The 24,845-nt window shown below is 72.9% G+C and carries 23 protein-coding genes and 1 pseudogene; 9 read left to right on the top strand and 15 right to left on the bottom strand.

All coding sequences use genetic code 11. From position 1 onward, the window contains the following. Positions 1-317: 317 nt before the first annotated feature. The 4 genes and pseudogenes from LPU43_RS09130 to LPU43_RS09115 all read right to left on the bottom strand — a co-directional run. The gene (locus LPU43_RS09130) at positions 318-2,297 is read right to left on the bottom strand and encodes an ABC transporter ATP-binding protein (protein ID WP_305073810.1); all 1,980 of its coding nucleotides are present in this window, start codon (positions 2,295-2,297) and stop codon (positions 318-320) included. 59 nt (positions 2,298-2,356) lie between these two features. Further along, positions 2,357-4,090, bottom strand: a complete 1,734-nt coding sequence (locus tag LPU43_RS09125; protein ID WP_229399805.1) for an ABC transporter ATP-binding protein — start codon at positions 4,088-4,090, stop codon at positions 2,357-2,359. Then, complete coding sequence (locus LPU43_RS09120; protein WP_255684493.1) at positions 4,084-4,563, bottom strand: MarR family winged helix-turn-helix transcriptional regulator; 480 nt, start codon at positions 4,561-4,563, stop codon at positions 4,084-4,086. Before LPU43_RS09120 ends, LPU43_RS09125 begins: the two co-directional genes overlap by 7 nt. A 117-nt stretch (positions 4,564-4,680) precedes the next feature. Next, a pseudogene (locus LPU43_RS09115) lies at positions 4,681-5,121 on the bottom strand (DoxX family protein); the annotation flags it as partial. 85 nt (positions 5,122-5,206) lie between these two features. Between LPU43_RS09115 and LPU43_RS09110 the strand changes: the two are divergent. Beyond that, positions 5,207-5,755, top strand: coding sequence for a TetR/AcrR family transcriptional regulator (locus LPU43_RS09110; protein ID WP_229399804.1), 549 nt, complete (start codon positions 5,207-5,209; stop codon positions 5,753-5,755). Between the two features lie 21 nt (positions 5,756-5,776). On the opposite strand, the gene LPU43_RS09105 is transcribed toward LPU43_RS09110, so the two are convergent. Next, a complete protein-coding gene (locus tag LPU43_RS09105) occupies positions 5,777-7,216 on the bottom strand; it encodes a GuaB1 family IMP dehydrogenase-related protein (RefSeq protein ID WP_229399803.1) in 1,440 nt (479 codons plus the stop codon). Between the two features lie 121 nt (positions 7,217-7,337). Continuing rightward, positions 7,338-7,937 carry a LysE/ArgO family amino acid transporter gene (locus LPU43_RS09100; protein WP_229399900.1) on the bottom strand — a complete coding sequence of 200 codons (600 nt, stop codon included), beginning with the start codon at positions 7,935-7,937 and terminating at the stop codon, positions 7,338-7,340. Positions 7,938-8,015: 78 nt separating this feature from the next. On the opposite strand from LPU43_RS09100, the gene LPU43_RS09095 reads away from it, so the two are divergent. Beyond that, on the top strand, positions 8,016-8,912 hold the full coding sequence (locus tag LPU43_RS09095) for a LysR family transcriptional regulator ArgP (protein ID WP_229399802.1): 897 nt from the start codon (positions 8,016-8,018) through the stop codon (positions 8,910-8,912). 108 nt (positions 8,913-9,020) lie between these two features. On the opposite strand, the gene LPU43_RS09090 is transcribed toward LPU43_RS09095, so the two are convergent. The 7 genes from LPU43_RS09090 to LPU43_RS09060 all read right to left on the bottom strand — a co-directional run bounded on the left by LPU43_RS09090 (position 9,021) and on the right by LPU43_RS09060 (position 15,911). Beyond that, positions 9,021-10,772 (bottom strand): acetyl/propionyl/methylcrotonyl-CoA carboxylase subunit alpha, encoded by a 1,752-nt coding sequence (locus LPU43_RS09090; protein ID WP_229399801.1) that lies wholly within the window; start codon positions 10,770-10,772, stop codon positions 9,021-9,023. Positions 10,773-11,034: 262 nt separating this feature from the next. Beyond that, positions 11,035-11,688, bottom strand: a complete 654-nt coding sequence (locus LPU43_RS09085; protein WP_229399800.1) for an O-methyltransferase — start codon at positions 11,686-11,688, stop codon at positions 11,035-11,037. Next, positions 11,685-12,353, bottom strand: coding sequence for a Maf family protein (locus LPU43_RS09080; RefSeq protein WP_229399799.1), 669 nt, complete (start codon positions 12,351-12,353; stop codon positions 11,685-11,687). The genes LPU43_RS09085 and LPU43_RS09080 overlap by 4 nt, the downstream gene beginning before the upstream one ends. 229 nt (positions 12,354-12,582) lie before the next feature. Further along, entirely contained in the window at positions 12,583-13,767 is a 1,185-nt protein-coding gene (locus LPU43_RS09075; RefSeq protein ID WP_229399798.1) for a S8 family serine peptidase, read from the bottom strand. Beyond that, on the bottom strand, positions 13,764-15,104 hold the full coding sequence (locus LPU43_RS09070; protein ID WP_229399797.1) for a hypothetical protein: 1,341 nt from the start codon (positions 15,102-15,104) through the stop codon (positions 13,764-13,766). The genes LPU43_RS09075 and LPU43_RS09070 overlap by 4 nt, the downstream gene beginning before the upstream one ends. 47 nt (positions 15,105-15,151) lie before the next feature. Continuing rightward, a complete protein-coding gene (locus tag LPU43_RS09065) occupies positions 15,152-15,613 on the bottom strand; it encodes a hypothetical protein (RefSeq protein ID WP_229399796.1) in 462 nt (153 codons plus the stop codon). An 85-nt stretch (positions 15,614-15,698) separates the two neighbouring features. Beyond that, positions 15,699-15,911 carry an acyl-CoA carboxylase subunit epsilon gene (locus tag LPU43_RS09060; RefSeq protein WP_229399795.1) on the bottom strand — a complete coding sequence of 71 codons (213 nt, stop codon included), beginning with the start codon at positions 15,909-15,911 and terminating at the stop codon, positions 15,699-15,701. A 93-nt stretch (positions 15,912-16,004) separates the two neighbouring features. Between LPU43_RS09060 and LPU43_RS09055 the strand changes: the two genes are divergently transcribed. From LPU43_RS09055 to LPU43_RS09035, 5 genes are all read left to right on the top strand, one after another. Beyond that, the gene (locus LPU43_RS09055) at positions 16,005-17,933 is read left to right on the top strand and encodes a serine/threonine-protein kinase (protein WP_229399794.1); all 1,929 of its coding nucleotides are present in this window, start codon (positions 16,005-16,007) and stop codon (positions 17,931-17,933) included. An 89-nt stretch (positions 17,934-18,022) separates the two neighbouring features. Further along, a complete protein-coding gene (locus LPU43_RS09050; RefSeq protein ID WP_229399793.1) occupies positions 18,023-18,256 on the top strand; it encodes a hypothetical protein in 234 nt (77 codons plus the stop codon). Positions 18,257-18,344: 88 nt separating this feature from the next. After that, complete coding sequence (locus LPU43_RS09045) at positions 18,345-19,088, top strand: M50 family metallopeptidase (protein WP_229399792.1); 744 nt, start codon at positions 18,345-18,347, stop codon at positions 19,086-19,088. A gap of 164 nt (positions 19,089-19,252) precedes the next feature. Then, positions 19,253-19,753, top strand: a complete 501-nt coding sequence (locus LPU43_RS09040) for a SigE family RNA polymerase sigma factor (RefSeq protein ID WP_229399791.1) — start codon at positions 19,253-19,255, stop codon at positions 19,751-19,753. After that, positions 19,746-20,738, top strand: a complete 993-nt coding sequence (locus LPU43_RS09035) for a hypothetical protein (protein ID WP_229399790.1) — start codon at positions 19,746-19,748, stop codon at positions 20,736-20,738. Before LPU43_RS09040 ends, LPU43_RS09035 begins: the two co-directional genes overlap by 8 nt. Before the next feature lie 121 nt (positions 20,739-20,859). Here the strand turns inward: LPU43_RS09035 and LPU43_RS09030 are convergent, their stop codons facing one another. Beyond that, positions 20,860-22,443 (bottom strand): acyl-CoA carboxylase subunit beta, encoded by a 1,584-nt coding sequence (locus LPU43_RS09030; protein ID WP_229399789.1) that lies wholly within the window; start codon positions 22,441-22,443, stop codon positions 20,860-20,862. Between the two features lie 86 nt (positions 22,444-22,529). On the opposite strand from LPU43_RS09030, the gene LPU43_RS09025 reads away from it, so the two are divergent. Together LPU43_RS09025 and LPU43_RS09020 are read left to right on the top strand one after the other, a co-directional pair. After that, the gene (locus LPU43_RS09025; RefSeq protein ID WP_229399788.1) at positions 22,530-23,405 is read left to right on the top strand and encodes a biotin--[acetyl-CoA-carboxylase] ligase; all 876 of its coding nucleotides are present in this window, start codon (positions 22,530-22,532) and stop codon (positions 23,403-23,405) included. Positions 23,406-23,542: 137 nt separating this feature from the next. Further along, positions 23,543-24,115, top strand: a complete 573-nt coding sequence (locus LPU43_RS09020; protein ID WP_229399787.1) for a PH domain-containing protein — start codon at positions 23,543-23,545, stop codon at positions 24,113-24,115. Between the two features lie 131 nt (positions 24,116-24,246). On the opposite strand, the gene LPU43_RS09015 is transcribed toward LPU43_RS09020, so the two are convergent. Then, positions 24,247-24,786 carry a MaoC/PaaZ C-terminal domain-containing protein gene (locus LPU43_RS09015; protein WP_229399786.1) on the bottom strand — a complete coding sequence of 180 codons (540 nt, stop codon included), beginning with the start codon at positions 24,784-24,786 and terminating at the stop codon, positions 24,247-24,249. Positions 24,787-24,845: the final 59 nt, after the last annotated feature.

The raw sequence follows: 24,845 nt of genomic DNA, 5'->3' as shown, positions 1-24,845 counted from the left end.
AGCCTGACGGCGTGTCCCGCGTCACCGGAGGCCGCCCCGGCCGGCGGTGACGGGCGCCACGGCGCGGCCACCGCGACGCGGGCCGGCGCATCCACCGGGACGCGGGCCGGCGCGGCCGAGGCCGATTTCCCTTCTCGACCTCGGCGTACGGGTGGGTGCGGGCGGCGGATCGGCGCGGTCCGGCGTACCGTTGTCGGCGCGCGGCCCCGAGCGCGTCGGGCCCCCCGTTCCCGACGACAGGGCCGCCATGGGCCGCCGGCAGGTCCCGTGCCGGCGGCCCACCCATCCTGGGCGCGGGAGCCCGTCCCGCATGACGGTCAGGCCTGGGCCGGCGCGGGCTGCGCCTCGGCGTCGAGCGCGACGACCGGGTCGGGCTGGGTGAACTGGGACTGGTAGAGGCGGTGGTACGCGCCCCGGGCGGCCAGCAGCTCCTCGTGGGTGCCCTGCTCGACGATCCGGCCGCTCTCCATCATCAGGATCAGGTCCGCGTCGCGGATGGTGGAGAGGCGGTGGGCGATGACGAAGCTGGTCCGGTCCGAGCGCAGGGCCGCCATCGCCCGCTGGAGCAGCACCTCCGTGCGGGTGTCCACCGAGCTGGTCGCCTCGTCGAGGATCAGCAGCGACGGCTCGGCCAGGAACGCCCGGGCGATGGTGATGAGCTGCTTCTCGCCCGCGCTGACGTTGCTGCCCTCCTCGTCGATCACGGTGTCGTAGCCGTCGGGGAGGCTGCGGACGAACCGGTCCACGAAGGTGGCCCGAGCGGCGGCGACGATTTCCTCCTCGCTGGCCCCCGGCTGGCCGTAGGCGATGTTGTCGCGGATCGTGCCGCCGAACAGCCAGGTGTCCTGGAGCACCATGCCGATCCGGCCGCGCAGGTCGTCGCGGGTCAGCGTGGTGACGTCGACGCCGTCGAGGGTGATCCGACCGGCGTCCAGCTCGTAGAAGCGCATGATCAGGTTGACCAGGGTCGTCTTGCCGGCCCCGGTCGGCCCGACGATGGCCACCGTGTGCCCCGGCTCGGCGACCAGCGACAGGTCGTCGATCAGCGGCTTGTCCGGCTCGTACCGGAAGCTGACGTGCTCGAACTCGACGCGGCCGTGCGGGTCGGTGACCCGGGCCGGCGTGGCCGGGTCCGGGCTCTGCTCGTCGGCGTCGAGGACGGCGAACACCCGCTCGGCGGAGGCCACGCCGGACTGGAGCAGGTTGGCCACCGCGGCGATCTGGGTGAGCGGCTGGGTGAACTGCCGGGAGTAGGCGATGAACGCCTGCACGTCGCCGAGGCTCATCGTGCCGGAGGCCACCCGCAGCCCGCCGACCACGGCGATCGCGACGTAGCTGAGGTTCCCGATGAACATCATCGCCGGCATGATGATCCCGGAGATGAACTGGGCGCCGAAGCTGGCCCGGAACAACTCCTCGTTCTTCTCGGCGAAGGCGGCCTGCACCTCGCGCTGCCGACCGAAGACCTTGACCAGCTCGTGGCCGGTGAACGCCTCCTCGATCTGGCCGTTCAGCTCGCCGGTGTGCGCCCACTGGGCGACGAACTTCTTCTGCGACCGCTTGGCGATCGCCCCGGTCACCACCACCGACAGCGGCACCGCGACCAGGGCGACCAGCGCCAGCAGCGGCGAGATCCAGAACATCATGGCCAGCACACCGACCACGGTGAGCACCGAGGTGAGGAGCTGGCTCAGCGTCTGCTGGAGGGTCTGCGAGATGTTGTCGATGTCGTTGGTGACCCGGCTGAGCAGCTCGCCCCGGGGCTGCCGGTCGAAGTACGGCAGCGGCAGCCGGTTGAGCTTGTCCTCCACGTCGGCGCGCAGCCGCAGCACGGTGCGCTGCACCAGGCTGTTGAGCAGCCAGCCCTGCCACCACATCAGGAGGCTGGCCGCCAGGTAGAGCCCGAGGGCCAGCAGCAGCGCCCGGGTCAGGGCGGTGAAGTCGATGCCCGCGCCGGGCACCACGTCCATCCGGGCCAGCATGTCGGCGAAGTTGTCGTTGCCGGCGGCCCGTGCCGCCGCGACGGCCTGCTCGGTGGTGGTGCCGGCCGGCAACTGCCGACCGATGACGCCGCTGAAGATCACGTCGGTGGCCTGGCCGAGCACCTTCGGCCCGTACACGCTGAACCCGACGCTGACCACCGCGAGGGCGATGATGACCACCAGCGCGAGCCGGTGCGGGCGCAGCCGGCCCATCAGCCGGCGGGCGGACGGGCCGAAGTTCATCGACTTCTCGGTCGGCATTCCGACCGGCATGCCGCCGCCGCGCTGGGCGCGCGTGGGCAGCCGCTCGGGCATCCGGTCGTCCGCCGCCGGCCGCGGGCCCGCCCCGGCGGGCTTCTGGTTCGGTACGGCGGTCACGCCGGCACCCCCGTCGTCTGCTGGGAGGCCACGATCTCCGCGTACGTCGGGCAGTCCTCCAGTAGTTCGGCGTGTCTGCCCATCCCGACGATTCCCCCGCCCTCGAGCACGATGATCTGGTCGGCGTCGATGATCGTGGAGACCCGCTGGGCCACGATCACCACGGCCGCGTCGGCGGTGACCGGCCGCAGCGCCGCCCGCAGCCGGGCGTCGGTGCCGAGGTCGAGCGCCGAGAACGAGTCGTCGAACAGGTAGATCTCCGGCCGGCGGACCAGGGCCCGGGCGATGGCCAGGCGCTGCCGCTGGCCGCCGGAGACGTTGGTGCCGCCCTGCGCGATCGGCGCGTCCAGCCCCTCGGGCAGCTCGGCGACGAAGTCGCGCGCCTGGGCGATCTCCAGGGCCGTCCACAACTCCGCGTCGGTGGCGTCCGGGTTGCCGTACCGCAGGTTGCTGGCGATCGTGCCGCTGAACAGGTACGGCCGCTGCGGCACCAGCCCGATCCGCCGCCACAGCTCGTCGGGGGCCAGGTGCCGCACGTCCACCCCGTCGACCAGCACCGCGCCGTCGGTGGCGTCGACCAGCCGGGGCACCAGCGACAGCAGCGTGGTCTTGCCCGATCCGGTGCTGCCGATGACGGCGGTGGTGCTGCCGGCCGTGGCTCGGAAGGAGATGGCGTGCAGCACCGGCGCGCTCGCCCCCGGGTACTGGAAACGGACGTCGCGCAGCTCCAGATCGCCCCGGGCGGCCACCTCGGTGACCGGGCTCGTGGGGGGGACCACCGAGGAGTCGGTGTCCAGCACCTCGACGATCCGCTCGGCGCAGACCGACGCGCGGGGGACGATCATCAGCATGAAGGTGGCCATCATGACGGCCATCAGGATCTGCATCAGGTACTGCAGGAAGGCGGTGAGCGCGCCGACCTGGATCTCGCCGGCGTCCACCCGCTGCGCGCCGAACCACAGCACGGCGACGCTGGAGACGTTGAGCACCAGCATGACCACCGGGAAGATCAGGGCCATCAGCCGGCCGGTGCGCAGGGCGGTCTCGGTCAGGTCGGCGTTCGCGGTGGCGAAGCGCCGCGTCTCGTACGGCTCCCGGACGAACGCCCGGACGACCCGGATGCCCGTGATCTGCTCGCGCAGCACCCGGTTGACCGTGTCGATGCGGGTCTGCATCAGCCGGAACCCGGGCACCATCCGGCGGATGATCAGCCCGAGCGCGACGGCCAGCGCCGGGACGCTGACCAGCAGCAGCCAGGACAGCCCGGCGTCCTCGCGCAGGGCCATCACCACCCCGCCGACGCTCATGATCGGCGCGGCGACGAGCATGGTGCAGCTCATCAGCACGAGCATCTGCACCTGCTGGACGTCGTTGGTGTTGCGGGTGATCAGCGACGGCGCGCCGAAGCGCGCCACCTCCCGGGCGGAGAAGCTGTTGACCCGGCCGAACACCGCCGCGCGCACGTCCCGGCCGAAGCCCATCGCGGTGCGCGCGCCGAGGTAGACCGCGGCGATCGAGCAGGCGATCTGCACCAGGCTGACCAGCAGCATCCAGCCGCCGATGCGCATGATGTAGCCCGTGTCGCCCCGGGCCACGCCCCGGTCGATGATGTCGGCGTTGAGGCTCGGCAGGTAGAGGGAGGCCATCGTGCCGACGAACTGGAGCGCCACCACCGCCGCCAGGGGTCGACCGTACGGGCGCAGGTGGGTGCGGAGGAGCCGGATCAGCACGCCCGACCCTCCGGCCTCGCGTCGGGACTCGTCACGTGTGGCTCCTCTCCGGTGCCGATGACCTCCAGCAGGAACTGCCGGATCACCTCGGCCTTCGCCGGGTCGGCGTCGACGGAGGTCATCGGGGCTCTGGCCTGCATGAGGGTGGTGAGTTCGGCGACTCGTGCCCGACCCGCCGGGGTCAGGGCGAGCCGTACACTACGCCGGTCGGCGTCGTCGCGGTGCCGCTCGACCAGGCCGTCGCGCTCGAGGGTGTCGACGATGCCCGTCAGGGTCGCCGGCCGGATGAAACAGCGCTCGGCGACCACGCGGTGGGGCAGCTCGCCGTGCCGGGCGAGGGTTATCAGCGTGCCCATGCCGGCCTGGGTGAGGCCGTGTTCGGCCAGGAGACGGTTCCAGCGCTGGCTGACGATGTGGCCGGCGGTGACCAGCAGCCGACCGAGCGGCACGTCCGCCAGCACGACAAGGTCCATGAATGGCATGTTAGCCCCCTGATGGTCAGGGCCCAAACGATTTGCCGACCGTCCGATGGAATCCGGCGGGAGGGGTGGCGGAGTCCCGGCCCGGCCTCCGTCGCTCCTTCCGGTCAGTGGGGCGAGCGCGACGGCCACGGCGGCGGCAACGAAGACCACCTGGAGTGCCGTCCGGAGGCCGAGCGGCGTCACCGGCCGGCCGGCGAACGTGAGCCGCCGGCGCGCGGCCGAGACGTTGGCCGGGAACATGGTCAGCATCAGCAGCACCAGCCCGGCCGCCGACCAGGGCGCGGTGGCCGGCACGAGCAGCGCGAGCGCGCCGACCAGTTCGAGCACGCCGGTCACGGTGACCAGCAGGCCGGGGCGGGGAAGCCAGGGCGGAACCATCGCGATCAGGTCGCCCCGGCGGGACGCGAAGTGCGCCAGGCCGGTCACCACGAACATCAGCGCCAGGCCGACCCGCAGGGCCGGGTGCCAGCCGTCGAGGGCGGCGACGCCGAGCAGGCCGGCGATCCGGGCCGCTGCGGCGCCGGCCAGCAGGGCGAACAGGGGTGCCATGAGCGTTCCTTCAGAAGAAAATCTTGTCAGTGGCAAGAATCGCCCCGGAGGTCACATCTTGTCAATGGCAAGTTAAAATGCCGGCATGACCCGTCCCTCCGCGTACCACCATGGCGACCTCCGCCGGGCCCTGCTCGACGCGGCGGCGGAGGCGATCGGCGAGTCGGGCCCCGCCGCCCTGAGCCTGCGCGACCTGGCCCGCCGCGCCGGTGTGTCGCACGCCGCTCCCGCCTACCACTTCGGCGACAAGGCGGGACTGCTCACCGCGCTCGCCGCCCAGGGCTTCGACCTGCTGACCCGGGCGCTGAGGGCCGCCGGGGACGACCTGCTCGAAGCCGGCGTGGCGTACGTGGGCTTCGCCGTCCGGCACCGTGCCCACTTCGAGGTGATGTTCCGGCCCGACCTGCACCGCGCCGACGACCCGGAACTCGTGGCCGCCCGAGCCCGGGCCGGCGGGGTGCTGCGCGGCGGCGTCGCCCGCCGCACGGACCGGGACCCGGACGCGGACGCCCTCGCGGCCTGGTCGATCGTGCACGGCTTCGCCACGCTCTGGCTCTCCGGCGCCCTGCCGCCCCGGGTCGGCACCGACCCCGAGGCCGCCGCCCGCGCCATCGCCGGCCGGCTCTTCCCCTGACCACCGCCGAGGGCGCGCCCCTCACCAGCTCGTCGGCAGGGGCATCCCCTCGGTGTAGCCGGCCGTGCTCTGCACCCCGACCAGCGCCCGCTCCGCGAACTCGTCCAGGTCGCGCGCGCCCGCGTACGTGAAGGCGCTGCGCACCCCGGCGATGATCTCGTCGATCAGGTCCTCCACGCCGGGGCGCTCCGGGTCCAGGTACATCCGCGCCGAGGAGATGCCCTCCTCGAAGACCGCCTTGCGGGCCCGGTCGAACGGGCTGTCGTCGGCCGTCCGGGCGCTGACCGCCCGCGACGAGGCCATGCCGAAGCTCTCCTTGTACCGCCGGCCGTCCGCGTCGGCGTACAGGTCGCCCGGGGACTCGTAGGTGCCGGCGAACCAGGAGCCGATCATCACGTTCGACGCGCCGGCCGCCAGGGCCAGCGCCACGTCGCGCGGGTGCCGCACCCCGCCGTCGGCCCAGACGTGCCGGCCCAGCTCCCGGGCCGCCGCCGCACAGTCGAGCACCGCCGAGAACTGCGGCCGGCCCACCCCCGTCATCATCCGGGTGGTGCACATGGCACCCGGCCCGACGCCCACCTTGACGATGTCCGCGCCGGCCGCCACGAGGTCGCGTACCCCCTCGGCCGTGACCACGTTGCCGGCCGCGACCGGGACGCCCGGGTCGAGCGCGCGGACCGCCCGCAGCGCGGCGAGCATCCGCTCCTGGTGGCCGTGCGCGGTGTCCACCACGAGGGTGTCCACCCCCGCCTCCAGCAGCGCGGCGGCCTTGCCGGTGACGTCGCCGTTGATGCCGACGGCCGCCGCGATCCGCAGCCGCCCCCGGTCGTCCACCGCCGGCCGGTACAGGGTGGCGCGCAGCGCGCCCTTGCGGGTCAGCACCCCGACCAGCCGACCCTCGCCGTCCACCACCGGCGCGAGCCGCCGCCGGCCCGCCGAGAGCCGGTCGAATCCGGTACGCGGGTCCGCGTCCGCCGGCACCGTGTGCAACTCGGTCGACATCACGTGCCGGAGCTGGGCGAACCGGTCCACCCCGACGGTGTCCGCCTCGGTCACCACGCCCAGCGGACGTCCGGCCTCGTCGACCACGACCACCGCGCCGTGCGACCGCTTCGGCAGCAGGTGGATCGCGTCGCCCACGGTCTCGGTCGGCCCGAGCGTGATCGCGGTGTCGTGCACCAGGTGCCGCTGCTTCACCCACGCGACGACGTTGGCCACCACCTCGATCGGGATGTCCTGCGGGATCACCGTGATGGCGCCGCGCCGGGCCACGGTCTCGGCCATCCGCCGGCCGGCCACCGCCGTCATGTTCGCCACCACCAGCGGGATCGTGGTGCCCGTGCCGTCCGAGGTGGCCAGGTCGACGTCCAGCCGGGAGCCCACCTCGGAACGGTTGGGCGCCATGAAGACGTCGTTGTAGGTCAGGTCGTGCGCGGGGACCGCGCCATGAAGGAACCGCACCCGGCCATCATTCCCTGCCCCGACCGCCTCCGGCCCCCGCAGCCGATGTAAGGAAGGGCACCTTATTAACGTTTCCGGTAGAGGAGGGGCCCCTTCCTAACGCCGGCCACGGACGAACCGCTCAGGAACCGGCCAGCAGCGTCACCGCCACCGCCGCCATCACGGCCGCGATCACGCCGTCGAGGATTCGCCAGGCGGTGGGACGCGCGAGCAGCGGCGCCAGCCGGTGCGCCCCGGCCCCCAGGGCGGTGAACCAGGCGATGCTGGCGACGATCGCGCCCGCCGCGAAGACCCACCGCTGCTCGTGCTGCTGCGCCACCCCGCCGAGCAGCAGCACGGTGTCCAGGTACACGTGCGGGTTGAGGTAGGTGAAGGCGAGGCAGGCCAGCAGGGTGGCCCGCAGCGTGGCCGGCGGCCGGTCGGTCGGCACGAGCACGTCGGGGCGCAGCGCGCGGCGGGCCGCCAGCACCGCGTAGCAGAGCAGGAAGGCGGCACCGCCCCAGCGGATCGCGGTCAGCAGCGCCGGCCGGCCGGCGACCACCGAACCGAGCCCGGCCACGCCGGCCGTGATCAGCAGCGCGTCCGAGGCCGCGCAGGTCACGACGACCTGGGCCACGTGTTCCCGGCGTAGGCCCTGGCGCAGCACGAACGCGTTCTGCGCCCCGATGGCGACGATCAGGGCGACGGCGACGGCGAAACCGGTCGCCGCAGAGGTGAGCACATCTGGCACGACGAAGACGCTACGAGCGAGGTCGCAACCGGTCCAACTAAACTTTCACGCCTTCCATAAGCTGACCTGATGGAGGGACTCGACGCCACCCAGCTCCGTACGCTCGCCGCCGTGGTCGGGGAGGGCAGCTTCGAGGCGGCGGCCCGGCTGCTGCACGTCACGCAGTCGGCGGTGAGCCAGCGCATCAGGGCGTTGGAGGAGAGCGTCGGCCAGGTGCTCGTACGCCGGAGCCGGCCCTGCGGGGTGACCGAGGCCGGTCGGCCGCTGCTGCGCCTCGCCGGCCAGCTCGTCCTGCTGGAACGCGAGGCGCTGGCCGAGGCGCGCGGCCCGCTCGCGGGGACGCGCACCCGTACCCGAATGGCCGTGGTCGTCAACGCCGACTCGCTCGCCACCTGGTTCGTCGGCGCGCTGGCCCGGCTGCCGGCGGACCTGGCGCTCTGCTTCGACATCCGGCAGGACGACCAGGACCACACCGCCGACCTGCTCCGCGACGGGACCGTGACGGCCGCGGTGACCGCGCGGCGCGAGGCCGTCCAGGGGTGCCGGGTACGTCGGCTCGGCGCGATGCGGTACCGCGCGCTGGCGACCCCGGCTCTCGCCGGGCGCTGGTTCAGCGAGGGGCTGTCCGCCTCGGCCCTGGCCGCCGCGCCGGTGGTCGTCTTCGACCGTAAGGACCGGTTGCAGCATCGTTTCCTGCGCGCGGTGACCGGGCGGGACCTCGATCCGCCGGTGCACTACGTGCCGTCCGTGCCGGCGTTCAGCGAGGCCGTCCGGCGCGGCCTCGGCTGGGGCCTGGTGCCCGAGCAGCTCGCCGGTGTCGACCTCGCCGCCGGGACATGCGTTGACCTCGATGTCGGTCGGGCGATCGACGTGCCGCTGTACTGGCAGCACTGGCGGCTGGACTCGGCGATGCTGGGCGCGCTGACCGAGGCGGTCCACGCTTCGGCGGCCGAGGCGCTGCGCTGACGGCACCCGCACCCGCCCCCGCCTTGCCGACGCCTGCTCCCGCGCGTGCCGGCGGTTAGGAAGGGGCCCTTCCTATACCGAAAGCGTTAACAAGGTGCCCTTCCTTGCTCAGGCGATGGTGCAGATGGGGGCCCCGGCGGTGATCACCGCGCCGACCTCGGCGGCCAGGCCGCTCACCGTGCCCGCCTTGTGGGCGTGCAACGGCTGCTCCATCTTCATCGCCTCCAGCACGACCACCAGGTCGCCCTCGGCGACGGTGTCCCCGTCCGCGACGGCGATCTTGACGATCGTGCCCTGCATCGGGGAGGTGAGCGCGTCGCCGCCGGCCGCCGCGCCGGCCCTGGCCCCGCCGCCCCGGCGGGCCGACCTCCGCGCGGCGGGCGCCGCAGCGGTCGTACCCGCGCCGAGGCCGGCGGGGAGGGTGACCTCCAGCCGCTTGCCGCCCACCTCGACCACGACGGTCTCGCGCTCCGCCGGCGCCTCGGCGGTGCCGGCGAGCGCGGTGAACGGCGCGACGGTGTTGTCGAACTCCGTTTCGATCCACCGGGTGTGCACGGTGAACGGCTCGGCGGTGAACGCCGGGTCGCGCACCACCAGGCGGTGGAACGGCAGCGCGGTGGCCATGCCGTCGACGACCATCTCGTCCAGCGCCCGGCGGGCCCGCTCCAGGGCCTCGGTGCGGGTCTCGCCGGTGACGATCACCTTCGCCAGCAGCGAGTCGAAGTTGCCGCCGACCACGTCGCCGGCCGAGATGCCGGTGTCCACGCGCACGCCCGGGCCGGTGGGCAGCCGCAGCGCGGCGACCGTGCCGGGGGCGGGAAGGAAGCTGCGGCCCGGGTCCTCGCCGTTGATCCGGAACTCGATGGAGTGCCCGCGCGGGGTCGGATCCTCGCTGAAGCGCAGCTTCTCGCCGTCGGCGATGCGGAACTGCTCGCGGACCAGGTCGATGCCGGCGGTCTCCTCGGTGACCGGGTGCTCGACCTGGAGCCGCGTGTTGACCTCCAGGAAGGAGATGGTGCCGTCCGCGCCGACCAGGTACTCCACGGTGCCGGCGCCGTGGTAGCCGGCCTCCCGGCAGATCGCCTTGGCGCTGTCGTGGATCTGGGCGCGCTGGGCGTCGGTGAGGAACGGGGCGGGAGCCTCCTCGACCAGCTTCTGGTGCCGGCGCTGCAGCGAGCAGTCCCGGGTGCCGACCACGATCACGTTGCCGTGCTGGTCGGCCAGGACCTGCGCCTCGACGTGCCGGGGCCGGTCCAGGTACCGCTCGACGAAGCACTCGCCCCGGCCGAACGCGGCGACCGCCTCGCGGGTCGCCGACTCGAAGAGCTGCGGGATCTCCTCCATCGTGCGGGCGACCTTGAGGCCGCGCCCGCCGCCGCCGAAGGCGGCCTTGATGGCCACCGGCAGGCCGTGGTCGACCGCGAACGCGATCACCTCGTCCGGGCCGCCGACCGGGTCCGGGGTGCCGGGGACCAGCGGAGCGCCGGCCCGCTGCGCGATGTGCCGGGCGGTCACCTTGTCGCCGAGGTCGCGGATCGCCTGCGGGGTCGGGCCGATCCAGGTGAGCCCGGCGTCCATGACGGCCTGGGCGAAGTCGGCGTTCTCCGACAGGAAGCCGTAGCCGGGGTGCACGGCGTCCGCGCCGGACTTCGCCGCCACGTCGATCAGCTTGTCGATCCGCAGGTACGTGTCGGCGGCGCTGTCCCCGGAGAGGGCGTACGCCTCGTCGGCGAGGGTGGCGTGCAGGGCGTCCCGGTCGGAGTCCGCGTAGACGGCGACGCTGCCCAGGCCGGCGTCGCGGCAGGCGCGGATGACGCGGACGGCGATCTCGCCCCGGTTGGCGATGAGTACCTTGCGCACCTTGTGACTCCTCCCCGGAGGTTACTGACCGGGAGTTTATCGGCCGACGCCGGCACCTTAACGACCGCTCAGTGTGGCATGGGGCACTGCCCACGTGCCCCGACAGCCAAACTCGTCCGAGTGAGCGGACCCGTTCGGGCAGCCGGCTTCGACCGGTATCTGCCTGTTTGCCGCCGTGCCGCCGTGCCGCCGCATCCTCTGCGTCGCCGTGCCGCCGCATCCGCCGTGTCGCCTTGCCTCTGCGGGTGTCTGCGGTCCGCCCTCAGCACACCCGGGCGAGCGTCAACCCGTCCGCGATCGGCAGCATCACCGTCTCCACCCGGACGTCGGCCATGATCTCGTCGTTGAATGCCGCGATGGCCCGGTCGTCGGCGCTCTGCGGGGCGAGCACCCGGCCCCCGCGCAGCGTGTTGTCCACCGCGATGATCCCGCCCGGGCGCATCCGGGGCACCAGCTCCGCCCAGTAGACCGGGTACCCCACCTTGTCCGCGTCGATGAATGCGAAGTCCAGGTGCCGCTCGTACGGCAGCTCGCGCAGCGTCTCCCCGGCCGGCCCGATGCGCAGCTCGATCCGGTCGGCCACGCCGGCCCGCGCCCAGTACCGCCGGGCGATGCCCGTGTACTCCTCCGAGATGTCGAAGCAGGTCAGCCGGCCGTCCTCGGCCATCCCGCGCGCGATGGCCAGGGACGATAGCCCGGTGAACGTGCCCACCTCCACGGCCCGCCGAGCCCCGACCAGACGGGTGAGGAAGGTCAGGAGTGCGGCCTGCTCCGGGGCGACCTGCATACTCGCCCGGGTGGGCAACGTCGCCAGGGTCTCCTCGGCCAGGTCGCGCATCACCTCGTCGGGGGCGGAACCATGGGCCACCACGTACGCGTGTAGTTCCGGCGTCAGAGGCAGGGGCTTGGTCGTCACGGCTGGACCGCCCCGAGGGCCTCGACCGCCTGACCCCCCGGCGTCACCTTCGCCCACAGGTCGATGATCCGCAGGTCCAGCTCGGCGAGGAGGCGGCGCAGCAGCGGCAGGGACAACCCGACCACCGTCCCCGGGTCGCCCTCGATGCCGTCGAGGAAGGCCCCACCCAGCCCGTCGATCGTGAACGCCCCGGCCACGGCGAGCGGCTCGCCCGTCGACACGTACGCGGCGATCTCGTCGTCGCTGATGTCGGCGAAGCGCACGGTGGTCGAGGCGACCGCCTCGGCCCGCGACCCACCCTCGATGTCGATCAGGCAGTGCCCGGTGTGCAGCACGCCGCTGCGCCCCCGCATCCGACCCCACCGCGCGACGGCGTCCGCCTCGTCGGCCGGCTTGCCGAGGATCTCCCCGTCGAAGGCGAGCACCGAGTCGCAGCCGAGCACGAGCGTCCGCTCGTCCGGGGAGGGCCGCAGGCGCCCGACGACCGCCTGCGCCTTGAGTCGGGCCAGCTCCAGGCACAGATCCTCGGCCCGGTCGCTGACCACCTGGGACTCGTCGACCCCGCTCACCAGCACATCGGGTTCGATGCCGGCGGCGTGGAGAAGCTTGCGTCGGGCTGGGCTCGCCGAGGCGAGCACGAGTCGAAGTGGAATCGAGTTCGGCACCCCGCCGACGCTACCGGCTGCGCCGTCGCTTGACCCGCGCCCCGGGCTGGTCACCGCCGTGTCGCCCACCCGCTCGTCCTGCTCCTCCTGCCCGGTTTGCTCGGGCTGGTCGGCTTGCTGGGGCTTGGCTTGCTGGGGCTTGGCTTGATCGACTCCGTGCCGGCGGCATGGCGGTATCCCACCGCTGTGAAGCCGCAATGTCGCCGACATGGTGAAACGCTCGCTCGGCTTACCGGCTGATCCGCGGCGGTGGGTCATCGCCGAGACGCCGACGTCGGGCGATCCACGCCCAGACGCCTGCGCCGGCAACGATCACCCCTAGCGTGGCCAGCCCCCGAACCGTTGCCCCACCGTCACCCTCATCGGCGGGCTCCGCGACCGCCGTCGTGGTCGGCCCCGGATCGGCGGGAACATCCGGTGTCGCCGACTCGAAACCCAATGGCGGTACGTCTGCCGTCAGCGCGGCCACCAGGTCGATGACGCCGTAGCCGTACTCGTCGTCACGACCGGGCGGCCCTTTGTCGACGGCGGTGGCAGTCAGGCGGTGCACCACTTCCGAGGCGGGGAGGTGAGGGTACTTGGACCGGACCAGAGCAGCGGCTCCAGCAACGATCGCCGTCGCATCGGAGGTGCCAGTACCTTTTCGATACTTGCCGCCGATACTAGTGCTGTAAATATCGACGGCCGGCGCAACAACATCAACTTCCGGGCCACTTACAGATACTTGGGCATGATATCCGTTCCTGCCTATTCCACCGACTGCTAAAACTGCTGACTCGCGGGCGGGGTATCCTACGATCTGCTCTAGCGGTTTATTTCCTGATCCGGCTACCACTACAATATTTGACGCCACTGCCGTGCTGATGGCTTGATTGAGTCGGGAGCTTGTTCCGCCGCTGCTGGATATGCTGATTATGTCGGCTCCGTGGGAAGTCGCAAACTCGACTCCTGCTGCCAAATCGTCGGCATCTCCGAGATTGCTGGCAGGGGAGGACATTATGGGAAGAATCTTCGCCTTTGGTGCAATTCCAAGAGCACCCAAATCCTTGCCACGCCCGTGGGCGGCAATCAGTCCGGCCATTCCGGTGCCATGGCTATTGCGATCACCTTGACCGCTTCCGTTGCCGCCCGGAACTATGTCTATCCCTGAAAGGATGTTTCTTCTGAGGTCCGGGTGTGGTGCCACCCCGGTGTCTGGAACGGCAACGGTTACCCCCTCACCCTGGCTGATTTGGTGTGCATCAGGGACAGCTAGATAGCGCAAATGCCATTGGTCGCCTCGCACTCGGGACGCCTCGACCAGCTCGCGATCCACATGGGCTGAATTGAGGTTCCTTACTGTCGATGCTGTGTTGAGTGGCATCGCCATGATTGACAAGACGGCGAGCAGGAGTGAGGCTTTCCTCAGCTTCACCGGTTGAAGCCGATGACAGGTCCAGGGTCGATCGGACCATCGCCTTCTGATGGTCGAACGATGGGGTCGACGCCTTCCTTCACCTGCCAGGGATGGTCCGGATCCCAAGAGTTTGCATCGTCGCAAGTGTTGTCTCGACAACCGTTTCGGTTTCCGATGTTCCCAAGAGCGTCCGGAACTGACGGGCCATGGCGGCCGGCGAGTTGAGGGGTTCGGCCGATTCTTGGGCGTGAACCGGCTGCACCAGATGGCGTCGTACCAGCCCCCCCGCCGGGGATTACTCCACCCACGGGGTTGACCCGACGTGGCGGTACACTGCCCGGCTGCCCAGTGAGGGCACCCGGCGAGCCTCCGATGAGCCCGCTGAATGGCGTTGGTCTAGCTGGGATCGGAGGGGTGGAGCTAGGGGGCACATTGCTGCCGATGACTGGAGGTTGGGCAGGTCGGCCGAATGGGTTTACTTTAGCTCCTGTTCCGCTGCCTTGGCCAGACGGATATGGCATTGGCGGAATTATTGACGGCATCCCGGCGGAGCTGCTACCTGAGCTGACAGATGGCAAAGCGGTCGCCGGTGAGCTGGTCCCGGAAGGCGTAAAGCTGCTCCCAATTCCACCTAAGATAGGGCCACCTCCACCTCCTATGACCGAACCAGTAGTCGGGGCGGTCGGAGCGGCCACTGGCTGAATAGTTGCTGGTCGTTGAGGTGAAGGCAACGTGTTGTTGCTGAACAAGGGGACTGGGGTGATTGGAGGAATGACTGGCGTGGCATTGCCATTGCTGTAGATATCCGGATCGGCTGGGTCGGTTCCCGGCCTCGCAGAGCGTGGTGGCTGGCGGAGCATTACTTGGGCCTGTTGGAGTTCGCCGCTGAGGCCGTACATCAGGTTTCGGGCTCGGGCGTTGATGCGCTCCAGGTCGGCGTCCGTCACCGGCTTGTCCGGCACCCGGCTGCCCATCGCGGCCTTCGGGTCGGCGAGCGTCGCCTCGTACGTCCGCTTCTGCTGGAGCTTGCCCACGTACTCGTCGTAGAGCGGCTTCAGCTCCGTGCGGGCGCTGCTGATGGCGCGGGTGGCGGCGGCCAGGGCGTCGTAGTTCGCGGCGGCGGCGTCGTGGGTGCGCTGCACCTTGTCGATGAGGTCGTCCAGCTCGGCCACGTATGCCCGCGCGGCGGCGTTGGTCGCCGGGGACCACGCCTCGCTCAGGCCGCGACGGTACTCCTTGAGCCGGCCCAGGTGCGCCTGGGCGAGCTCGCAGACCTTGCGCCAGCCGGCGACCTGCTTCCAGTGCCCGGTGGTGTCGTGGTCCTGGATGCAGGCCCACATGCTGAGCAGGTCCATCAGCCGCCAGTCGGTGAGGCCGGAGGTCCGGCCGCTGCCCCGCTCGATCACGGCAGCACCACCCGCCCGGGGCCGCTGTCGGGGCCGGTGGGGTCGGGCAGGGTCGGTGTGGGGCGGGTCGGGGCGACGGCGCCGGGGCCGGCGAGGGCGCGTTCCACGTCGGAGACGCGGGCGGCGGAGAAGGCGTCGGCGTCGGCGTACTGGGTGGCGATCCGCCCGGCTGCGGCGGCCAGGCGGCCGGTGGCGCCGCCGACGGACCAGACCATCGTGGCGGTGGCCTGCTGGGTCTCGTTGTGGGCCTTGAGGAAGTGCACCAGCTCGATGAAGGCGTCCGCCGGGTTGGGGATCTGGGCCTTCATGTCGTCCGCGATGTACGACAGGTGGGGCGCGTAGTTCCGCTCCACCTCGGCGTGGAGCTTGTCGGCGAACTCGCGCATCTGCCGGATGTCGGCCTCGATGGCGCCGTAGCCGCTCAGCCAGGGCGCTGGCCGGTCCTCCTCGGGGATCATCGGGCCTCCCTACCGTCACGGCACCGTTTCCCTGAGTGAGGTTAGCGGTTGTCCGTGCCTCCGGCAGCCCCGTCCGGGCCGTGCGTCAGCGGGGCAGCCCGGAGGCGCGCCACGCGCCGGGACCGGAAACCGCGGCGGCGCCGGCGGGGCGACCGCTGCGTGCCCAGGTCGACGGGGCGGGCCGCGTGGGGGCGGCGGCGGGGCGGGTGCGGGCGACGATGACGCCGACCAGCGCGGCCAACTCCTCCGCGGTCGGCGTGCCCCGGACCACCCGGAAAGCCGGCTCTTCGGCAGACATGACCCCCAGAGTACGCGCCCCGAACTTGATCTACGCCGCACAGTGGCGTGCCGGCGGTGTGCGACGCGCCGTCGCCGGGTACCGTCTCCCCCGATGTCGAACGCGCTTCCCCAACTCGTCGCCGACCGGTACCGGCTCATCTCGCCGCTCGGCCAGGGCGGCATGGGTCGGGTGTGGAAGGCGCGCGACGAGGTGCTGCACCGCGACGTGGCGATCAAGGAACTCGTCCCGCCGCCCAGTCTCACCCCGGAGGAGCGCCGCGAGATGCGGGAACGCTCCCTGCGGGAGGCCCGCGCCATCGCGCGGCTCAACCACATCAACGTGGTCCGTATCTTCGACGTGCTGCGCACCGACGGCGACCCGTGGATCGTCATGGAGTACGTCCCGTCGAAGTCCCTCCAGGACATTCTCGCCGAGGACGGGCCGGTCTCCCCGGCGAAGGCAGTCGAGATCGGTCTCGGCATGCTGGGCGCGCTGAAGGCGGCGCACAAGGCCGGCGTCATGCACCGCGACGTCAAGCCGGGCAACGTGCTGATCGGCACCGACGGCCGGGTCGTGCTGACCGACTTCGGCCTGGCCACGATCCCGGGCGACCCGAACGTCACGCGCACCGGCATGGTGCTCGGCTCCCCGGCGTACATCGCGCCGGAGCGGGCGCGGGACGGCACCGCCGGGCCGGAGGCCGACCTCTGGTCGCTGGGCGCGACGCTCTACGCGGCCGTGGAGGGCAAGTCGCCGTACGCCCGGCCGTCGGCGATCGCCACGCTGGCGGCGCTGGCCACCGAGCCGATGCCGCCGCCGAAGAACGCCGGCCCGCTCAAGGCGGTGCTGACCGGCCTGCTGCAGAAGGACCCGGCGCAGCGGATGGACGCCGGCACGGCGGAGCGGCTGCTGCGCCGGGCCGCCGGGCGCCGGTCGAAGAGCATTCCGCTGCTCGACGGCGTACGCCGGCCGGGGCCCAACGGGCCGCGCGAGCCGCGCCCCGCCGTGGTGCCCGCCCCGCGCCCGGCCGAGCAGCGCCCGGAAGGGACGGCCACGCCGCCCGCGCCCCGGGCCCCGCTGGCGGCGGCGGGCGCGACCGGTGCCGAGGACGCGACCGCGAAGGTGGCGGACGCCGCCCCGACGGCGAGGGTGGAGCCGCCGACGGCGCGCGTCGACGCCGACCCGACCGCGAAGGTGGCCGGGCCCGCGCCGGCCAACGAGACCCGTACCGAGGCCGGGGCCGGCGACCCGGTCCCGCCGGTCAACCCCACGTCGGTGCTGCCGGCCCCCGCCGGGTCGCCGGCGTCGTCCGGCCGGGCCACGGTCGTCGCGGGTACGAAGCCCGACAACCGCCGCCGCAACCTGCTCGTCGGCGCGCTGGTCGCGGTGCTGCTGATCGGCCTGCTGGTGGCGGTGCCGCTGCTCACCGGCGGCGGGGACGACGAGGACCCGGCCCCGGGAGGCGTCCCGCAGGGCGCGTCCACCACGGTCTCGTCGGCGCCGTCGGCCGCGCCGACCTCGGCCGCGCCGGCGCCCACCAGCGCCGCGCCGCCCAGCCCGACGCCCTCGGCCAGCCCGTCCGCCGACCCGAACGCCCTGCCGGAGGGCTGGGTGCTGCACAGGGACCCGGCCGGCTTCTCGCTGCCGATGCCGAAGGGCTGGGTTCGTCGCGGCGTCGGGAACAACACGGTGATCTTCGACGAGCGCAACGGCGTGGGCGAGCTGCTCATCCAGTGGACCAGCACCCCGAAGGACGACGCCTACGCCGACTGGAAGGAACAGGAGCCGAACCGGAAGAACCGGGTCAACGGCTACGAGTACCTCAGCATCAAGCGCTGCGACTACTACAAGACGTGCGCCGACTGGGAGTGGCGGGAGAACCGCGACGGCACCCGCATCCACGTCCGCAACCGGGGCTTCGTGACCGCCCGCAACCGGGGGTACGCCTTCCGCTGGGAGGTCGCCGAGCGGGACTGGCAGAAGCGGCTGCCCGACTTCGACCGGATCGCCAAGGGCTTCAAGCCGGACCGGGTCGACTGAGCACGGAAATCCCGCCGCGGCGAAATCGATTCGCATGGCCCTCCCTCGTACGGGGTATCTGAACCTCGTACGACGGAGGGAGGTACGACATGGGACACCGACGCAGGGACGGCAGGCCCCGGATGGCACTGTGGATGCTGGTCGCGCTCGGCGACGTGGTGCTGCTGCTGGTCAGCGCGGGCCTTCCGGCGCTCTTTGCACTCTTCGCGGTCGTGGCCGTCACCGTCGCCGGGGTGGCCGGGTGGCGGATGACCCGCCGGGCCGCGCTGGCCCGGGAGAACGAGCTGGCGGCGGCCGGAGCGAAGGTGACCGTACGGTCGTAGCCGGTCCCACCGCCGCAGGCGTTGCCGGCGCGGCGCGACCGTCCGCGCAGGTGGCCCGGCCGGGCCGGGGCCGGTAGGCTCGCGCCCCATGGTGTCGACCGCCGGGCTGACCGCGCTCTGGGACAGGCTCTTCTCCGCCCAGCCCGACCCGCCGCCACTGCTCGTCCTCGCCACCGCGGCGGTGGCGCTGGCGGTCGTCGCGACCCGGCTGCCCTGGCGGATCGCCCGCAACGCGGTCACCATCGCCCACGAGGGCGGGCACGCCCTGGCGGCCCTGCTCACCGGCCGCCGGCTGCACGGCATCCGGCTGCACTCGGACACCTCCGGCCTGACCCTGTCGGCCGGCCGGCCCACCGGCCCGGGCATGATCCTCACCCTGCTCGCCGGGTACGTCGCGCCGTCGCTGGTCGGCCTGGCCGGGGCCTGGCTGCTCGGCGGCAACCGGATCACGCTGCTGCTCTGGGTCGCCGTGGCGCTGCTGCTGGCCATGCTGGTCATGGTCCGCAACGTGTTCGGCGCGCTCTCCCTGCTGGTCACCGGCGGGGTGGTGCTCGCCGTCTCCTGGTACGCCTCCCCGCAGGTCCAGGCCGCGTTCGCCTGGACGGGCGTGTGGTTCCTGCTGCTCGGCGGCGTACGGCCGGTGGTCGAACTGCAGCGGCTGCGCTCCCGGGGCCGGATGCCGGAGTCGGACGCCGACCAGCTCGCCCGGCTCACCGGGTTCCCGCCGCTGTCCTGGGTGGCGCTCTTCGCGCTGGTCAACCTGCTGGCCCTGGTCGTCGGCGCGGCGCTGCTCGCCGGCGGAATCCTCACCGACGCCGGCCTGACCCCCTGACGACGACCGCGTGTCGGCCTGACCGCCCGACCCGACCGCGCGCCGGCCTGACCATCCGACCCGACCGCGTGTCGGCGAAACCCGGCGAGAGCCCTCGCCCGGTGCGGGCAACCGGAGCCCCCCTCCCGCGCGTGTCCCCTGCGACCGGGGCGGGGAGGTGGCGGATGCCGGACGTCGAGGAGTTCGACGAGTTCTACCGGGGCAGTCGACAGCGGCTGCTCGGCTTCGTCTACGCGCTCACCGGCAACCTCGCCGAGGCGCAGGACGCGGTGCAGGAGGCGTACATCCGGGCGTGGCAGCGCTGGTCGACGGTGCGCGGCTACGACGACCCGGAGGCGTGGGTCCGGGTCGTCGCCTCCCGCATCGCGGTCAGCCGCTGGCGCAGCCTGCGCAGCCGGGCCAGGGCGTACCTGCGGCACGGCGTCGCCGACAGCACGCCCGCGCCGAGCACCGACACCGTCGCCGTGGTGGCCGCGATGCGCCGGCTCCCCGAGGAACAGCGCACGGCCCTCGCCCTGTACTACCTGCTCGGCATGCCGGTCGCCGAGGTGGCGCGGGAGACTGCGGCCCCGGTGGGCACGGTGAAGGCCCGACTCTCCCGGGGGCGCGCCGCGCTCGCCGGGCTGCTCGCCGTCTCTGACCTGGAGGAGGCCGCCGATGCGTGAGGACCTGACGTTCGCCGAACGGATGCGCCGGGACCTGCTGGACGTCCGCTGGCCCGAGCCGGCGGAGCTCCGGGCGCGGGCGCGCCGCCGCAGCCGGCGTACGGCGATGGTGGCGGCGACCGCCGTGCTGGCCGTCACCTCGGTCGCCGCCGTGCTCGCCGGTCGCCCCGCCGCGCCACCCACGACGTCCTGGCCCGACCGGTGGCTGTCGGCGGCCGCGCCGGAGCCGTCCGGTCGCGTCGCGATGTCGGCGGCCGCGCCGGAGCCGTCCGGTCGCGCCGAGATGTCGGCGGTCGCGCCGGAGCGGTCCGGTCGCGCCGAGATTCCGCCGGAGGCCCTGCTGGCGTCGACCGACGTCCGCGTGTCGAGCAACGTGGTCCTGAGCGACACCGGGCTGCGGGAGCCGGTGCGGGTGGACCCGCTGCTGGAAGCCTGCGCCAACGCCAGGGGGCTCCGGGCCGTGCAGGCAGTGTCCCGCTACTCCCGCTCGCAGACCCTGCTCCAGGACGACACGCCCGGTTCGGACGGGCCGTCGGGCGTCATGGTCCTCACCCAGGACATCTACCGCCTCGCCGACGGGGCGGCCGCCGGGCTCTTCTCCGACCTGGACCGGGCGGTGACCGGCTGCGCAGGCTGGCGCGGCTCCGCACCGAGGGGCGGCGGCACCGGCACGACGGCGGTGTCGGTGGCGCACACCTGGGCGGCGGTCGCCCGCGACTTCGCCGGTGACCAGGCAGTCCTACTACGGCAGACCCTGTCGGAGCCGCTCGACGCGACGACGGGGAGGCCCGTCGACCGGCGCCTCGGCACCTGGACCTGGCTGCTGATCCGGGTCGGCGACCTGGTCACGGTCATCGTGCCGGCGAGCGGGCTCGGCGCCGACGGGCCGGGGGACATCGCGCGCCGGACCAGCGACGCGGAGCTGCTCGAACTGGGACAGGTGGCCGCCCGCCGGATGTGCTTCGCCGCCAACCCCTCCTGCTGACTCCGGCCCCGCGACCGGCGGGCCTGAGCCCGGCCCCGCCACGGCCCGGGTGCCGCCGCCCGGGGTGTTGAGAAGGGCACCCCGCTCTACCGAATGCGTTAACAGGGTGCCCTTGCACCGGCTACAGGGGGATGTTGCCGTGCTTCTTCGGAGGGAGGGTCTCGCGCTTGGTGCGCAGCACGCGCAGGGCGCGCACGATCTGCGTGCGCGTCTCGTGCGGCGGGATGACCGAGTCGACGTATCCGCGCTCGGCGGCGATGTACGGGTTGGCCAGCGTGTCCTCGTACTCGGCGATCTTCTCGGCCCGCACGGCCGCCGGGTCGTCGGCCGCCGCCAGCTCCTGCCGGTACAGGATGTTCACCGCGCCCTGCGCGCCCATCACCGCGATCTGCGCGGTCGGCCAGGCGAAGTTCAGGTCCGCGCCGAGGTGCTTGGAGCCCATCACGTCGTACGCCCCGCCGTACGCCTTGCGGGTGATCACGGTGACCTTGGGGACGGTCGCCTCGGCGTACGCGTAGATCAGCTTCGCGCCCCGGCGGATGATGCCGTCCCACTCCTGGCCGGTGCCGGGGAGGAACCCGGGAACGTCCACGAAGGTCAGCACCGGCACGTTGAACGCGTCGCAGGTGCGCACGAACCGGGCCGCCTTCTCCGACGCGGCGATGTCCAGCGTGCCCGCGAAGTGCATCGGCTGGTTGGCCACCACGCCGACCGGGCGGCCCTCGACCCGGCCGAAGCCGACCACGAGGTTCTGCGCGTAGAGGGGCTGGACCTCCAGGAACTCCCCGTCGTCGAGGACGTGCTCGATCACCCGGTGCATGTCGTACGGCTGGTTGGCCGAGTCCGGGATCAGGTTGTCCAGCTCCCGGTCCTCCTCGGTGACGTCGAGATCCACGTCGACGGGGAGGACCGGCGGCTCGTCCAGGTTGTTCGACGGCAGGTACGACAGCAGCGCCTTGACGTACTCGACCGCGTCGTCCTCGTCGGTGCCGAGGTAGTGCGCGTTGCCGCTGCGCGTGTTGTGGGTCCGCGCGCCGCCCAGCTCCTCCATGCCGACGTCCTCGCCCGTGACCGTCTTGATCACGTCGGGGCCGGTGATGAACATGTGCGAGGTCTGGTCGACCATCACGGTGAAGTCGGTGACCGCCGGGGAGTACACCGCGCCGCCCGCGCACGGGCCCATGATCAACGAGATCTGCGGGATGACGCCGCTGGCCCGCACGTTGCGGAAGAAGATCTCCCCGTAGAGGCCGAGGGAAGCCACGCCCTCCTGGATGCGGGCCCCGCCCGAGTCGTTGATGCCGACGACCGGGCAGCCGATCTTCATGGCCAGGTCCATCACCTTGACGATCTTCTCGCCGAAGACCTCGCCGAGGGAGCCGCCGAAGACCGTGAAGTCCTGCGCGAAGACGCAGACCTGCCGGCCGTCGACGGTGCCGTAGCCGGTGATCACCCCGTCGCCGTACGGGCGGGTGCGCTCCATCCCGAAGTTGGTGGACCGGTGCCGGGCCAGCCCGTCCAGCTCGACGAAGGACCCCTCGTCGAGCAGCAGCTCGATCCGCTCCCGCGCGGTCCGCTTGCCCCTGGCGTGCTGCTTGGAGACCGCGCGCGCCGACCCGGCGTGCACCGCCTCGTCGACCCGACGCTCCAGGTCCGCCAGCTTGCCCGCCGTGCTGTGGATGTTGATCCCGGTCTCGGTAGTCACCCCCGGAATATAACGATGGTTCAGGTGCCGCGCCGCTGTGCCGTGCGCCTCAGTCCCGCCCCCGCCCGGGGCCGTAGGCTGGCGCAATGCCCGGCTCGCCGTACACCGACCTGGACCGCCCGCCGCTGTCGGCGGCCCGGCTGCGCCGCGCGCTGGTCGCCCCGCACGGCCCCTGGCGCCGCCTCGACCTGCGGGCCGAGACCGGCTCCACCAACGCCGACGCCGGCGAGGCGGCCCGGCTGGGCGAGCCGGAGGGGCTCGTCGTGGTCGCCGAGCGGCAGACCGCCGGCCGGGGCCGACGCGGCCGGGCCTGGCAGTCGCCGCCCCGGGCGGGCATCGCGGCGAGCGTGCTGCTGCGCCCCGGCGAGGCGGACGACGACCGGGGCTGGCCGCCGGCCCCCGCCGCCGGGTACGGCTGGCTGCCGCTGCTCGCCGGGGTGGCCCTGGTCGAGGCGGTGGCCCGGCTGGCGGAGCTGGACGCCGCCCTGAAGTGGCCCAACGACCTGCTGATCGGCGACGCGAAGTGCGCCGGCATCCTGGCCGAGGCGATGCCCGGCCCGTCGCCGGACCGGCCGCCGGCCATCGTGCTCGGCATCGGCCTGAACGTCACGCTGCGCGCCGAGGAACTGCCCGCGAACCCGACCGGCCTGCCGGCCACCTCGCTCCAGCTCGCCGGGGCCACCGCCACCGACCGGGATCCGCTGCTGCGCGCCCTGCTCCGCTCGCTCGCCGACTGGTACGACCGCTGGCGCTCGGCCGGCGGGGACGCGGTGGCCGCCGGCCTGCGTGACGCCTACCTCGCCGCCTGCGCCACGGTCGGCCGCCGGGTGCGGGTGCTGATCCCCGGCGGGGAGGAGCTGACGGGCACGGCGACGGGCGTGGACGCGGACGGCCGGCTCGTCGTGGACACCCCGGCGGGCCCCCGCAGCCTCGCGGCCGGCGACGTGCTGCACCTGCGGTAAGGAAGGGCACCTTCCTAACGCCTGCGGTAGAGAAGGGTTCCCCTCTCACCACCGCGACGGCGGAGCGCGGCGTGGCGGACGGGCGACGGGCCTCGACCGGTTACCGTCAGCGCGTCCGGTTCTGCGAGGAGGTTCCCGTGGCGTTTCCCGAAGACGTGCTCACCGAGGACGAGCACGTCGTGCTGCACCTGCACCCGCACTGGAAGGCCGTGGTGCGGCCGGCCGTGGTGCTGGTGCTCGCCGTCGCGATGGTGGTGACGGGCTGGATCCTGCTGCCGGACGGCGAGGCCGCGACCATCGGCCTCTACGTCCTCGCGGGGCTCGCACTGCTGCTGGTGCTCTGGTTCGGGCTCTGGCCGTTCCTGGTCTGGCGCAGCACGCACTACCTGTTCACGAACGAGCGGGTGCTGCTCCAGCAGGGGGTGCTGGCCCGGGACCGGCGGGACATCCCGCTCAGCCGGATCAACGACCACGCCATGAGCCAGCGCTTCGTCGAGCGGCTGCTCGGCTGCGGCACCCTCACCATCGAGTCGGCGGGGGAGCGCGGCCAGTCGGTGCTCACCGACGTCCCGGGCGTGGACCGGGTGCAGACCAAGCTGTACGAGCTGGTCGAGGCGCACCACGACCGGCACTCCCTCGGCGACGGGGAGATGCGCGACATCCTCGCCGACATGCGCGAGGGGCGACCCCTCCGCGACCCCTCCGCCTGATGACCGGCGACCGACGCCCGGCAGCCTGACCCCCGAGGGCCCGGACGCGACGCCCGACATCCGAGCGCCGGGCGGGACAGGTCACCGTCCGGGAGGTTCGCGTCACCGGCGACCCGAACCTCCCCGGCGACTCACTCCTGGCCGGGGTCGACCGGGCGGAGCGCGAACCAGCCGCGGAAGCGGGTGCGCAGCACCTCCTGCTCCGGCTCGCCGTCCGGGCCGAGGCGGAACATCGTGCCGGTGAGGCTGACCGTGCCCAGCCCGGGGCGGGCGGTGGACGGGCGGCTGCCCATCACGTCCAGGCGGACGGCCAGGCGGTCGCCGGCCCGCACGGGGGCCAGCCAGCGCAGCTCCTCCAGGCCGGGAGAGGCGTCGGCCGCCGCCCGGGCGAGCACGTGGTCGACGTACGCGCGCATGAAGAGGCTGACCGTGTAGAAGCCGCTGGCGATCAGCCCGCCGTGGTGGCTCGCGGCGGCCCGCTCGGGGTCGACGTGGTACCACTGCGGGTCGAACCGACGGGCGAAGGCGACCATCTCGTCGCCGTCGACCCGCACCAGGCCCAGGTCGAAGGTGAGCCCGGGGGTCAGGTCCTCGAAGAAGAGCTCGGCCGGCGCGCCCGTGCCCGAGCGGACCGGGCCGGCGACCGCCCCACCGGTGCGGGGCCCGGGCACGGCCGGTGCGCCTCCTGCGGGGGTTGCCGGCAGCGCACCGCCCGCCTCGGCCGCTGGCG

It is taken from the genome of Micromonospora okii (assembly GCF_020884795.1).
GTDB classification, from domain to species: Bacteria; Actinomycetota; Actinomycetes; order Mycobacteriales; family Micromonosporaceae; genus Micromonospora; species Micromonospora okii.
Note: the sequence above shows the minus strand (reverse complement) of the source record. Positions and strands in the feature narration are given on the sequence as shown.